Origin of the sequence: Aeromicrobium sp. (assembly GCF_036676885.1) — a bacterium.
In the GTDB taxonomy this organism is placed as follows: domain Bacteria; phylum Actinomycetota; class Actinomycetes; order Propionibacteriales; family Nocardioidaceae; genus Aeromicrobium.
The window spans coordinates 1-11,534 of record NZ_JAKFCB010000154.1 but is presented as its reverse complement, the minus strand read 5'-3'; the positions used below and the strand labels follow the sequence as shown (position 1 = coordinate 11,534).

The 11,534-nt window shown below is 68.4% G+C and carries 13 protein-coding genes and 1 pseudogene; 4 read left to right on the top strand and 10 right to left on the bottom strand.

Features of this window, described 5'->3' with window-relative positions; all coding sequences use genetic code 11:
• Nucleotides 1–48 precede the first annotated feature (48 nt).
• Nucleotides 49–765, top strand: a complete 717-nt coding sequence (gene trmB, locus V6M46_RS07585) for a tRNA (guanosine(46)-N7)-methyltransferase TrmB (protein ID WP_332663437.1) — start codon at nucleotides 49–51, stop codon at nucleotides 763–765.
• Between the two features lie 4 nt (nucleotides 766–769).
• Nucleotides 770–1,156, top strand: coding sequence for a hypothetical protein (locus V6M46_RS07580; RefSeq protein WP_332663436.1), 387 nt, complete (start codon nucleotides 770–772; stop codon nucleotides 1,154–1,156).
• Between the two features lie 29 nt (nucleotides 1,157–1,185).
• Here V6M46_RS07580 and V6M46_RS07575 read toward each other — a convergent pair whose 3' ends face one another.
• Genes V6M46_RS07575 through V6M46_RS07565 form a run of 3 tightly spaced genes read right to left on the bottom strand, consistent with a single transcriptional unit; the run spans nucleotide 1,186 to nucleotide 2,977 of the window.
• Nucleotides 1,186–1,647 (bottom strand): GNAT family N-acetyltransferase, encoded by a 462-nt coding sequence (locus V6M46_RS07575; protein WP_332663435.1) that lies wholly within the window; start codon nucleotides 1,645–1,647, stop codon nucleotides 1,186–1,188.
• Nucleotides 1,644–1,964 (bottom strand): hypothetical protein, encoded by a 321-nt coding sequence (locus tag V6M46_RS07570; protein WP_332663433.1) that lies wholly within the window; start codon nucleotides 1,962–1,964, stop codon nucleotides 1,644–1,646. The genes V6M46_RS07575 and V6M46_RS07570 overlap by 4 nt, the downstream gene beginning before the upstream one ends.
• A gap of 32 nt (nucleotides 1,965–1,996) precedes the next feature.
• Complete coding sequence (locus V6M46_RS07565) at nucleotides 1,997–2,977, bottom strand: aldo/keto reductase (protein ID WP_332663431.1); 981 nt, start codon at nucleotides 2,975–2,977, stop codon at nucleotides 1,997–1,999.
• Nucleotides 2,978–3,106: 129 nt separating this feature from the next.
• Here V6M46_RS07565 and V6M46_RS07560 point away from each other — a divergent pair, with 129 nt between their 5' ends.
• Entirely contained in the window at nucleotides 3,107–3,973 is an 867-nt protein-coding gene (locus V6M46_RS07560) for a methylenetetrahydrofolate reductase (protein WP_332663429.1), read from the top strand.
• Here V6M46_RS07560 and V6M46_RS07555 read toward each other — a convergent pair.
• From V6M46_RS07555 to V6M46_RS07530, 6 genes are read right to left on the bottom strand one after another with little or no spacing between them, the layout of a single operon-like run.
• Nucleotides 3,970–4,764, bottom strand: a complete 795-nt coding sequence (locus V6M46_RS07555) for a deoxyribonuclease IV (protein WP_332663427.1) — start codon at nucleotides 4,762–4,764, stop codon at nucleotides 3,970–3,972. The genes V6M46_RS07560 and V6M46_RS07555 overlap by 4 nt on opposite strands.
• Before the next feature lie 39 nt (nucleotides 4,765–4,803).
• Complete coding sequence (locus tag V6M46_RS07550) at nucleotides 4,804–5,457, bottom strand: DUF1638 domain-containing protein (RefSeq protein WP_332663425.1); 654 nt, start codon at nucleotides 5,455–5,457, stop codon at nucleotides 4,804–4,806.
• Nucleotides 5,390–7,303: an ASKHA domain-containing protein gene (locus V6M46_RS07545; RefSeq protein ID WP_332663423.1), complete on the bottom strand. Its 1,914-nt coding sequence runs from the start codon at nucleotides 7,301–7,303 to the stop codon at nucleotides 5,390–5,392. Before V6M46_RS07545 ends, V6M46_RS07550 begins: the two co-directional genes overlap by 68 nt.
• A complete protein-coding gene (locus V6M46_RS07540) occupies nucleotides 7,303–8,187 on the bottom strand; it encodes a dihydropteroate synthase (RefSeq protein ID WP_332663421.1) in 885 nt (294 codons plus the stop codon). The genes V6M46_RS07545 and V6M46_RS07540 overlap by 1 nt, the downstream gene beginning before the upstream one ends.
• A 30-nt stretch (nucleotides 8,188–8,217) precedes the next feature.
• On the bottom strand, nucleotides 8,218–8,886 hold the full coding sequence (locus tag V6M46_RS07535; RefSeq protein WP_332663419.1) for a corrinoid protein: 669 nt from the start codon (nucleotides 8,884–8,886) through the stop codon (nucleotides 8,218–8,220).
• Complete coding sequence (locus V6M46_RS07530) at nucleotides 8,883–9,641, bottom strand: IclR family transcriptional regulator (protein WP_332663417.1); 759 nt, start codon at nucleotides 9,639–9,641, stop codon at nucleotides 8,883–8,885. Before V6M46_RS07530 ends, V6M46_RS07535 begins: the two co-directional genes overlap by 4 nt.
• A gap of 184 nt (nucleotides 9,642–9,825) precedes the next feature.
• Here V6M46_RS07530 and V6M46_RS07525 point away from each other — a divergent pair, with 184 nt between their 5' ends.
• Nucleotides 9,826–11,265, top strand: coding sequence for a trimethylamine methyltransferase family protein (locus V6M46_RS07525; RefSeq protein WP_332663415.1), 1,440 nt, complete (start codon nucleotides 9,826–9,828; stop codon nucleotides 11,263–11,265).
• A 70-nt stretch (nucleotides 11,266–11,335) separates the two neighbouring features.
• Here V6M46_RS07525 and V6M46_RS07520 read toward each other — a convergent pair.
• Nucleotides 11,336–11,534: pseudogene (locus tag V6M46_RS07520) on the bottom strand (bifunctional methylenetetrahydrofolate dehydrogenase/methenyltetrahydrofolate cyclohydrolase); the annotation flags it as partial.

The window sequence follows — 11,534 nt, the reverse complement described above, 5'->3', positions numbered from 1 at the left end:
CCAGTCCTTGGTGTCAGGTTCGATGTCCACGCGTCTACGCTAGCGCGAGTGGAGCCCACGCCGTACCGAACCGAGCCGGTCTCGTTCACCCGACGCGGCGGACGCCTGACCGAGCGCCAGCAGGCGGCGTGGGACGCGATGTCGCCGACGTACGTTCTGGACGTCCCGCGGCACGGGCCGAGCACGTCGGTCGACCCGTCGTACGTGCTCGACACCCGTGCGGTCTTCGGCCGGACCGCACCGCTCGTCGTCGAGATCGGCAGCGGACGCGGCGAGGCACTGGTACAGGCCGCGGCAGACCACCCCGAGGTCGACTTCCTGGGGCTGGAGGTCTATGTGCCGGGTGTCGCCCAGACCCTCGTCACGATGCGACACGTCGGGGTCACCAACGTACGACTGCTCGTCGTCAACGCCGCCGAGGCGCTGACCACGATGCTGCCGCCCGGGTCCGTCCACGAGCTGCGCGTGTGGTTCCCGGACCCGTGGCACAAGAAGCGGCACCACAAACGCCGACTCGTCACGCCGGACTTCGCCCGGCTCGCCGCCCGCGTGCTGGAGCCCGGCGGGGTGTGGCGTCTCGCGACCGACTGGGAGGACTATGCCGAGCAGATCCGCTCGGTCATCACCGAGTCGCCCGACTTCGACGGCGGCGAATGGGGAACGCGCTTCGAGGGGCGCCCGCAGACTCGGTTCGAGGGCAAGGGCCTCGGCGTGGGGCGCACGATCCGCGACGTCACGGCGGTCCGCCGGTCACCCATAGGATGAGGGCATGACGGATACGACCAACGCCGAGAAGCTCCGGATCGGCGACGGTTTCGTCGTCTGGATCATCGGCGCGAGCGTCGAGGAGACCTCACTGCTCGACCCGATGCCCGAGGGCGCCGAGACGATCGAGGAGCGCGACGAGGAAGTACCGGAGAACGTCGACGCGGCGATCATGATCACCGACAACCGCACGGCGCTGGCGGACGACTTCGACGAGGTGCTGCCCCAGCTCGGCTCGATCCCGATCGTGTGGATCACCTATCCCATCAACAGTCACTCCGACCTCGACGAGGACACCCTGCAGGACCTGGTCGGCGACTACGGCTGGATGGCCGTCGAGAGCATCGCCCTCGACGAGACCTGGGCCGCGATGCGCATCGTCCAGAGCTGAGCTCGGCTCGGTACGCAGAGCTCCGTCGACTACTCGACCGGCGAGTACCGCAGACGGGTGATCCAGATCCCTGGCGGGACCTCCTCATCGCCCTCCACGCGGAAGCCGTGCTTGGCGTAGAGCGCGACGGCGGGCGTGTTCGCGCGGCCGGTCGCGACCAAGATCTCCCGCCCCGACGCCCGGTCGACCACCTGGCCGAGCAGTGCGCTCGCGATACCGCGGCGCATCACGGTCGGGCTGACCATGACCTTCTCGATCTCGACGCGGTCGTCGGCCTCCCACCATGCGATCGCACCGACCAGGTCGACGCCCTCCCACGCAGTCAGCCAGCGACCCCGCCAGGCGGTCAGCTCGACCTCGTCCTCCTGCAACGGCGGGATGCGATCGTCACCGACCAGCTCGGCCTCCTGGGCGTACGAGGTCTTCTGCAGCCGCAGCAGCGCAACCGCGAAGTACGGGTCGCTGGCCGGATCGGGTGACGAGAAGATCATGCCGATCCGCCGAGCGCATCCAGACCGGCCTCGGCCAGGCGTCCCCACTCGTCGGCCTGCGTGACCGGCACCGCCACCCAGTCCTGGAACGGCCGGCCCTTGCCGGACGGGTCGAACAACGAAGCACCGTCGAGCCCGAGCGCCGCCGCGTGGGCCGCGCTTCCCGCGCCGAGCCTGACCGCCAGCTGTTCGCTCTTGAGACACGCGAACGCCGTGCCGTCGACCGTCAGCGAGCGGGCCCCGAACAACGCTCCGGGCAGGACACCACGAGGCGCCAGGTCATCGACGATCTCGTCGAATCGAGCCTCCGCGTCCATCCTCACCTCGCTGGGCGTGAGCCTAGTACGCCCTACCAGCGGGGGTGGATCGCCTCGCGCAGGAGACGGTCGTAGATGTCGTGCACAGTTGCGTCGAAGTCCTCGGGAAGCGCCACGTCGGCAGCCTCGGCGTTGGAGCGCGCCTGGTTGACGTTGCGGGCACCGGGGATCGCGGTGGTGACGCCGTCCTGGGCCAGGATCCACGCGATCGCCGCCTGCGCGGGACGTACGCCGTCGGGCACAGCGGCCGCGAACTCCTGCGCGGCGGACACGCCGGTCTCGAAGTCGACGCCGGAGAACGTCTCGCCCACGTCGAAGGACTCGCCCGACCGGTTGTAGGTGCGGTGGTCGTCCGGCGCGAACGTCGTGCTGGTCGTGTAGCGGCCCGACAGCAGGCCGGACGCGAGCGGCACGCGGGCGATGATGCCGACGCCGGCTTCCTTCGCCGCCGGCAGCACCTCGTCGAGCGGCTTGAGCCGGAACGCGTTGAAGATGATCTGGACGCTCGCGACGTGGGGGCGGGCGATCGCGGTGAGGGCCTCGTCAACGGTCTCGACGCTGACGCCGTACGCCGACATGACGCCCTCCTGCACCAGCAGGTCCAGTGCGTCGAAGACCTCGTCGCTGGAGAAGACCGGCGTCGGCGGGCAGTGCAGCTGGACCAGGTCGAGCGTCTCGACGCCCAGATTGGTCCGCGACCGGTCGGTCCAGGCCCGGAAGTTGTCGAGGGTGAAGTGTGCCGGGTCCTGCTCGGCACGGCGGCCCATCTTGGTGGCCACGAAGACGTCGAGCTCGGGCCGGGCGCGAAGGTACTCACCGATCAGCTGCTCGCTGCGGCCGTCGCCGTAGACGTCGGCGGTGTCGAAGAACGTCACGCCGGCGTCCGTGGCGGCGTCGAGCACGGCGATCGCCTCGTCGTGCGTGACATCGCCCCAGTCCGCGCCGAGCTGCCAGGTGCCGAGCCCGACGACCGAGACCTCGCGTCCCGTGCGACCCATCATCCGTGTGTCCATGTGTGCGCTCCCGGTCTCGTCCGACATTCCCAGTGGTCACCCTAGATGCGAGGCGAGAGAGTCTTGCCGCGGGGTGGGCCCGCCGGTACGCTGAGATCCTCTGGTGCGTATCACGAAATGAGTTGTTCAATGCGCAACGCCGCGACCAAGACCGAAATGCGCCGGCTCCTCACGAACGCGCGTTATGAAGTGCTGCCCACGGCGACGATCGAGGACAAGATCCTCGGATCCGTCCCGCCGGGGCACACGTTCACGGTGACCGCGTCGATCGGCAAGGGACTGCCCGCGACACTCGACCTGGCCGAGCGGCTCGTCGGCCACGGCTACCGAGCGGTCCCCCACCTCGCGGCCCGGATGATCAGCGGTCGCGCCGAGCTCGAGGAGATCGTGGCCCGGCTGCTCGCGAGCGGGATCGACAGCGTCTTCGTGCCGGCCGGAGATGCCGATCCGCAGGCCGGAGCGTACGCGGGATCAGTCGACCTGCTCCGCGATCTCAGCGACATGGGCCGGCCGTTCGCCCATGTGGGGGTCACGGGCTACCCGGAGTCGCATCCCACGATCAACGACGACATCACCGTGCAGGCGATGTGGGACAAGCGCGAGCACGCCACGGAGCTGGTGAGCAACCTGTGCTTCGACCCGGCCGTCGTCAGCACGTGGATCAAGCGGGTCAGGTCGCGCGGCGCCGCCACGCCGCTGCTCATCGGCCTGGCCGGACCCGTCGAGCGCACCAAGCTGCTGTCGATGGCGACCAAGATCGGGGTGAGCGAGTCGGCCCGGTTCCTGGCCAAGAACAAGTCGGTGTTCGCGCGCATCGCCACGCCGGGCGGCTACAGCCCCGAGCGCTTCATCGAGCGGATCTCGCCGACGACCCGTGAGCCCTCCTCGCACGTCGAAGGCCTGCACCTCTTCACGTTCAACCAGGTCGCCGAGACCCACACGTGGCGCGAGAACCTGTTGGCCGAGCTCGACTCGCACTCCGCTGCGAAGCGCTAGAGGCGTTCGCGCAGCCAGGCGAAGTCCGCCTGGTGCTCGGCCGGGCCGCCCGGGGTCTCGCAGATCACCGGCACGCCGGCCGAACGGACGACTCCCGCGAGCTCGTCGGGGTCGAGCTGGCCGTTGCCGAAGTTGGCGTGCCGGTCGGCGCCGGATCCGAACGCGTCGCGGCTGTCGTTGGCGTGCACCAGGTCGATCCGTCCGGTGATCGCGCGGATCTGCTCGACCGCGTCGCCGAGCGGGATGCCGCTGGCCCAGGCATGACACGTGTCCAGGCAGAAACCGACCTGCTCGGCACCGTCCGCGGTGGAGATCGACTCCCACACCCCGGCGATGCGGTCGAGGTGGCGGGTCATCGCGTTGTCGCCGCCCGCGGTGTTCTCGATCAGCACGGGCAGCTTGAGGTCGGTCGCCTGCACCGCCTTGCGCCAGTTGTCGAAACCGATCGCCGGGTCGTCGCCGGTGTTGACGTGGCCGCCATGCACGATCAGGCCCTTGGCGCCGATCTCGGCTGCGGCGTCGACGTGCTGCTGAAGGAGCTTGCGGCTGGGGATGCGGATGCGATTGTTGGTCGTCGCGACATTGATGATGTAGGGCGCGTGCACATAGAGGTCGACGCCGGCCGCCTCCGCGTCGGCGCGCAGGCCTGCCGCTCCTCCGGAATAGCGCACCTCGGGCCCCTTGTAGCCCTGCGGGTCGCCGAGGAAGAACTGCACCAGCGTCGCGTCGCGGGCCTTCGCCTCGGCGATCGGGTCGTCCTGGGCGACGTGCGCTCCGATGCTGATCGTCATGACACCGAGTGTAGGAACCGGCTACGACAGGCGACGAGGCTAGAGCGCCAGCAGGTCACGCATCGAGTCGTCCAGGCCCTGCAGTCCGACATCGAGCACGGTGAGCGGGAGCCCGAGCACGGCGGCCGCGTCCTCGGCAAGGCCCTGCAGCTCGGCGTCGGGGTCCTGCGCGAGCCACACCACGCGCGTGTAGTGGCGGAAGTAGTCGTCGCGCAGCTCTGGGTAGCGGTCCAGCCCGAGCTCCTGGACGACCGTGCGGCGAAACGACTTCACCAGGAAGTCCGTGAGCACGTAGGTCCCGGGCTGCTGCTCGAGCATCGAGCGCATGCGGTCCGCTCCCCCGTAGACGTCGTAGCAGTGCAGCCCCTCAAGCCGGCGTACGCCGTGCCGGTTGCACACCTCGTCGAGCGCGCCGTACGTCCCGCAGTCGGCGTAGGCGATGGCGACCGTGTCGTACGACCCGCTCAGCGCCACGACGAGGGGTTCGACCTCGCCGGCGATCTGCTCGGGATGGTTGTGCAGCAGCGGCGGCAGCGGGTGGATGTCGACGGACCAGCCGTGCCGCTCCACGACCTCGGAGATCGGCTGCGCGATCGCGCCGCACGCGATGACCGCGATGCGTGACCTATCCGGGGAAGGCGAGGAGGTCGACGAACCGGTCGTTGAAGTCCTTGCGGTCGGAGAGCTCGACATAGGACACCTCCTTCAGCAGCGCCTCGGCGCCGGCCCGCTCAGGCTGGCTCAGCAGCGTCATCTTGGCGCCCTCGCCGGCGACGTTGCCGGCACTCACGATGCGAAGCACCGGGAGCTTGGGCACGAGGCCGATCCGGACCGCACTGGCCGGGGACAAGTAGGAGCCGAACGACCCGGCGAGCAGGACCTGCTGCACGTCCTGCTCGGTCACTCCCATCTCCTCGAGCAGCAAGGTCCAGCCCGTCGAGATGGCCGCCTTGGCGAACTGCAGCTCACGGACGTCGCGCTGGGAGATGTAGGTCGACGCGCTGACATCGCCCTCGGTGCCGGCCCAGTGCAGGACGAAGATCCGTTCCTCACCGATCTTGGTCAGCCGGCCGGCCAGCTTGGGCAGGAGCTCCTGTGCGGCTTCCTCGGTGATGAAGCGACCGCTGTGGTCGAGCAACCCCGCCCGTACGAGCTCCGACACCGCGTCGACGAGCCCCGAACCGCACAGGCCGATCGGCGCGACATCGCCGATGACCTGCAGCTCGACATCGTCCTCGGTCAGCGACACGACCTCGATCGCGCCATCGGCCGCGCGCATGCCGCAACGGATCTGGCCACCTTCGAACGCCGGACCGGCAGGTGCCGCGGTCGAGAGCAGACGGTCGCCGTCGCCCAGGACGATCTCGCAGTTGGTGCCGACGTCGATGAACAGCCGGAGCCGCTTGTCGCGATCCATGCCCGAGGCCAGCGTGCCGGCCACGATGTCGCCGCCGACGTAGGCGCCGAGCGACGGGAGGACGTACGCCGGCGCCGCCGGGTGGATCGGCACACCGAGATCGGCGGCGCTGACGGCCGGGGTGATCCGCGAGCTGAGGATGAACGGCGCGACGCCGATCGGCTCGGGGTCGATGCCCAGCAGGAGGGCGACCATCGTCGCGTTGCCCGCGAGCGCCATCTCGTAGATCTGGGTCGGCTCGATCCCGGCCTCGGCGCACACGTTGCCGGTCAGCTCGGCCAGGGTGTCCTTGGCCAGCTCGGTGAGCCGCGGCAGCGTATCGGGATCCATCATGGTCGCGCTGATCCGCGTGATGACGTCACCGCCGAAGGGCTGCTGCTTGTTGAGCATCGATGCGACGGCGACCGGCGTGCCGATGGACGTGTCGAGCAGGGTCGCCACGACAGTCGTGGTGCCGAGGTCGAACGCGAGCGCGTGGTGGGTCTCGGTCGTGTCGCCGGGCTCGATGTCGATCAGCAGCTCGTCGACGATGACGGCGGTGACCTTCCAGCCCGCTGCGCGGATGACCGACGGTATGCGGCGCAGGGCGTGCAGGTCGACCTTGAGCTCGAGGTCGTCGATCGCGGCCAGCAACCGCTCGACGTCAGGCACCTGGTCGTGCAGCGACGGCTCATCCAGCTCGACGTAACGCTTCATGATGGCCGGTCGCAGGATCACCTGGCGACCGACTCCGACCGTCGCGGCCTTGGGCCGGGTGGTCAGCGGCGGGATCTCGATCTTGAGGTCGGTGTGGACCGCCGCGAGGCACGCCAGGCGCCAGCCGTCCTCGAGCTGTTCGGGGCCGAAGGCGCGCTGGTCCATCGGCGACACCGGGATCGTGCCGTCCAGGATCCTGACCTTGCACTTCTTGCAGGTGCCGTGGCCACCGCACGTCGAGTCGATCGCGATGCCGTTCCAGCTCGCCGCGTCGAAGACCGACACCGCCGGCGGCACCCGCACGTCGCGGTCGGCCGGCGTGAAGCTCAGCTTGAGTCGGCCCGTCCCGTCCCACTCGGGATTGGCGGCATACTCGGCCTCAACGTCGACGTGGATCGCCCGTGAGCGGCGCGGCTGATCGGTCATCAGGCTGTTGCGCCCTCCTGGGCCGCTTTCTCGGCGGCTTGCTTCGCGCGGAAGTCGCCGATCCAGGCCATGCCCCACTCGTCGTTGCCCATCACGACATCGGCGGCCTTGACCGCAGTCACCATGCGCGGGCTGCGGGCGTCCATGATCGCGGACGTCAGGCCCGCGGCGATCGCCATCGGCAGGAACGACGCACCGAGATCGTCGCGCCCCGGCATGCCGAACGAGTTGTTGCCGGCGCCGCACGTCGTGTTGATGCCCCAGCGCTCGCGGATGCCGGACACGGTCTGGAAGAACGACTTCCCGACCAGCGGATCGGCACCGATCGGCATCGCGAGGGGGTCGATCACGATGTCCTCGAGCGCGATGCCGTACTCGGTCGTCGCCACGCGGACGATCTTCTCGACCAGGTCGAGCCGCTTCTCCGGCTCCATCGGGATCTCGTCGTGATCGTTGGGCAGCGCGATGACGGCGGCGTTGTACTTCTTGACCAGCGGCAGGATCGCCTCCATGCGGTCGTCCTCGGCCGTGATCGAGTTGACCAGGGCGCGACCTTCGTACGCCGAAAGGCCGGCCTCGAGCGCCTCCACGACGGAGGAGTCGATGCAGATCGGCAGGTCGGTGCGGCTCTGGACGAGCTTGATGGCACGACCGAGGAGCTCCGGCTCGTCAGTGAGCGGAACGCCCATGTTGACGTCGAGGACCATGGCTCCACCGGCCACCTGCGCATCGACATCTCGCTCGATGGCCGACATGTCCCCGGCGCGCAGCTGCTCCTGGAAGATCCGCCGTCCGGTCGGGTTGATGCGCTCTCCGATGATGCAGAACTTCTGGTCGTGCCCGAGCACGACTTCCTTGCTGGCCGAGCGGATGATGGTGTGCACTGAGGACTCCTGGGTTGCTGGGGTTGGGGACTAGACGCTGACGGCGGCTTCGCGGCGGCGCATGATCAGGTCTTTGGCCTTCTTGACCGTCGCCGAGGCGTCAGGCGCGTAGGCGTCGGCGCCCACGGCGTCGGCGTACTCCTGCGTGACCGGTGCGCCGCCGACCATGACGATGACCTTGTCGCGCATGCCGGCCTTCTCGAGCGCGTTGATGTTGGCCTTGAACATCGGCATCGTCGTGGTGAGGAACGCCGACATGCCGACGATGTCCGGCTTGTGCTCGGTGATGGCCTCGACGAACTTCTCCGGCGGCACCTGCACGCCGAGGTCGATGACGTGGAACCCGGCGCCCTCGAGCATGATGTTGACGAGGTTCTTGCCGATGTCGTGCACGTCGCCCTTGACCGTGCCCATGAGGAACGTGCCGACGGTCTCCGCGCCGGTCTCCGCGAGGAGAGGCCGCAGCACGTCGAGCGCTCCGCTCATCGCGCGACCGGCGATCAGCATCTCCGGCACGAAGAAGTCTCCGCGCTCGAAGCGCGCGCCGACCTCCTCCAGCGAGGGGATCAACGCATCGAACAGCAATGTCTCCGGACCCATGTCCATCTCGATGCCGAGCTTGGTGAGCTCGAGGACGCGGGGAGCGTTGCCGACGAGGGTCTCGTCGTAGAGCCCCTGCAGGACTTCTTCAGGAGTCATGGGCGGGTTTCCTTTCGTATGCGACGCGCGAGCAGTCGGGTCAGCTGTTCTGACTCGGCGACCAGGAGGTCACCGATGCTGTGAAGGGACTCCTCGATCCGGAATGCCGGACCGGAGACGCCCAGGGCGGCCAGCGGGTGGCCGTCGACGCCGACGACGGGCGCGGCGATGCCGTCCAGCCCCTCTTCGAGCTCGCCGCGGGTGATGGCGAAGCCGCGTTCGCGTACGAGCTCGAGCTCGGCCTTGAACTCGTCCGGATCGGTGATGGTCGTCGGGGTGCGACGCTCCAGCTCGCGCTTGGGCAGCGGGAGCGCGCCGAAGGCGTACATCGCCTTGCCGAGCGCCGAGCAGTGCGGCGGGACGTCGATGCCGACCCAGTTGGACGCGCCGATCATGAAGCTCGAGTCGATCTGCGCCACCTGCACCACGGTGTCGCCACGCGCCACCGCCAGGTTGACGGTCTCACCGGTCGCGTCGGCGAGGCGATCGAGGCTCGGCTGCGCCGCGGCGACCAGCGCCTCGGTGCGGTCGTACTTGTTGGCGTAGTGGGCGAACAGCGCGCCCCCGCGGAATGCGCCGTCGCGGTCACGCTCGAGCAGGCCGTTGCGCTCGAGTCCCTGCAACAGACGTGACGCCGTGGAACGGGCCAGGCCGGTCTGGCTGACGATCTTCGTGTAGGAGATCGGCTCCTCCGCGCGCACGACCAGCGACAGCAGCTCGGCTGCGCGATCGAGGGACTGGGTGCCGTTGCTCATCGATCCACACTTTCTCGTCTCGGGTGGAAATTGGGGCGCGCGCGCTCTTCACAAGATCGCGAGAGTTCCATAGTGTGGAACCTGATTCCCATAACATGAGGGTAGGATCCCAGATCGTTGGGGTCAAGCACTGCGGGCACAGCAGTTTTCGGTCCCGCTCCTTTTCACGGTCTTTGGAGGTCCGATGTTCGAGAACACGATGCCGCGCTACGAGATCCTGTCCCAGGACGCGATGGCATCCCTGGAAACTGCCTGGCGTCGCCTCATGACCGAGGTCGGCGTCGAGTTCATGCACGACGACGCGCTCGAGCTGTTCCGCAAGGCGGGACAGAAGGTCGTCGACAAGACCGTGTTCCTCGATCCGGAGTTCGTGCTCGCCCAGGTCGCCCTGGCCCCCAAGGAGTTCGACGTCCAGGCCCGCAACCCGGCCAACAACGTGCACATCGGCGGCAACATGATGGCGTTCAGCGGCGTCTACGGTCCCCCGTTCGTCCGCCAGGGCGCCGTGCGCCGCGACGCGATGATGGACGACTTCCGCAACTTCACGAAGCTGGCCCAGGGCTACGCCGAGCTCGACTCCGCCGGCGGCATCATCTGCGAGCCGTACGACACGCCGCTCGACTCGCGACACCTCGACATGATCTACGCGCTGCAGACCCTGACCGACAAGATCTACATGGGCAACGTCGTGACGGGTGAGAACGCCCGCGACACCATCGCGATGGGCGAGATCCTGTTCGGCGGCCGCGAGGCGATCGAGCAGACGCCGGTCTCGATCTCACTGATCAACTGCAACTCGCCGCTGCGCTGGGACGACCGCATGCTGGAGTCCTTGTTCGAGTACGCCAAGGCCGGCCAGCCCGTCGTGCTCACACCGTTCATCCTGATGGGCGCGATGTCGCCGGTCACGATCCCGGCGGCGCTCGTGCAGCAGATCGTCGAGGCCCTGTCGGGCATCGCGCTGGCCCAGCTGGTGCGCCCCGGAACGCCGGTCATCTTCGGGTCGTTCCTGTCCAACATCGACATGCAGTCGGGCTCGCCCACGTTCGGCACGCCCGAGTCCGGCATCGGCCTGCTGTGCACCGGACAGATCGCCCGGCGCTTCGGCCTGCCGTTCCGTTCCGGTGGCGGGCTCACGTCCGCCCACCAGGTCGACGCGCAGGCCGGCTACGAGGCACTCATGACGCTGATGCCGACGTTCCTCGCCGGGGCCAACTGGGTCATGCACTCCGCCGGCTGGCTCGAAGGCGGGCTGGTGGCCGGCTACGAGAAGTTCATCATGGACGTCGAGCTGCTGCAGATGCTTCGTGCCGAGTTCACCCCGCTCGAGATCGATGAGGGCTCCCTGGCGTTCGATGCTCACGTCGAGGTCGGCCACGGTGGTCACTTCCTCGGCGCGATGCACACCATGGAGCGCTTCCGCACGTGCTTCCACCGGCCGTTCCTGTCGAGCTCGGACAACTTCGACAAGTGGACCCGCAACGGCTCGCTCGACACCAACCAGCGGGCCGAGGTCATCTACAAGAAGCGCCTCGAGGAGTACGAGCAGCCGCCACTCGACGAGAGCATCCGCGCGGAGCTCGAGGACTACGTCAACCGGCGCCGGACCGAGCTCGGGGACTGACGCAGGGCTGCAACAAGGCGCCTCCAGGTGATGCATGGAGGCGCCTTGTGCTTTCAACGGCTGCTGAGAGTCAGGAGCTGAGTCGTTCGGCGGTCTCGACGACGTTGGCCAGCAGCATCGCGCGGGTCATCGGCCCCACACCACCAGGATTGGGCGAGATCCAACCCGCGACCTCGTACGCCTTGGGGTCCACATCACCCACGATGCCGTCCTCATCACGGCTCACCCCCACATCCAGCAACGCCGCACCAGGCTTGACCATGTCAGCG

Coding starts and splice junctions, on each gene's coding strand:
- V6M46_RS07565 (WP_332663431.1), bottom strand. CDS start 2,977: ATGGACACACGGATGATGGGTCGCACGGGACGCGAGGTCTCGGTCGTC.
- V6M46_RS07560 (WP_332663429.1), top strand. CDS start 3,107: ATGCGCAACGCCGCGACCAAGACCGAAATGCGCCGGCTCCTCACGAAC.
- V6M46_RS07525 (WP_332663415.1), top strand. CDS start 9,826: ATGTTCGAGAACACGATGCCGCGCTACGAGATCCTGTCCCAGGACGCG.
- V6M46_RS07545 (WP_332663423.1), bottom strand. CDS start 7,303: ATGACCGATCAGCCGCGCCGCTCACGGGCGATCCACGTCGACGTTGAG.
- V6M46_RS07530 (WP_332663417.1), bottom strand. CDS start 9,641: ATGAGCAACGGCACCCAGTCCCTCGATCGCGCAGCCGAGCTGCTGTCG.
- V6M46_RS07580 (WP_332663436.1), top strand. CDS start 770: ATGACGGATACGACCAACGCCGAGAAGCTCCGGATCGGCGACGGTTTC.
- V6M46_RS07570 (WP_332663433.1), bottom strand. CDS start 1,964: ATGGACGCGGAGGCTCGATTCGACGAGATCGTCGATGACCTGGCGCCT.
- V6M46_RS07550 (WP_332663425.1), bottom strand. CDS start 5,457: ATGTCGAGCTCTCCGACCGCAAGGACTTCAACGACCGGTTCGTCGACC.
- V6M46_RS07575 (WP_332663435.1), bottom strand. CDS start 1,647: ATGATCTTCTCGTCACCCGATCCGGCCAGCGACCCGTACTTCGCGGTT.
- V6M46_RS07535 (WP_332663419.1), bottom strand. CDS start 8,886: ATGACTCCTGAAGAAGTCCTGCAGGGGCTCTACGACGAGACCCTCGTC.
- V6M46_RS07555 (WP_332663427.1), bottom strand. CDS start 4,764: ATGACGATCAGCATCGGAGCGCACGTCGCCCAGGACGACCCGATCGCC.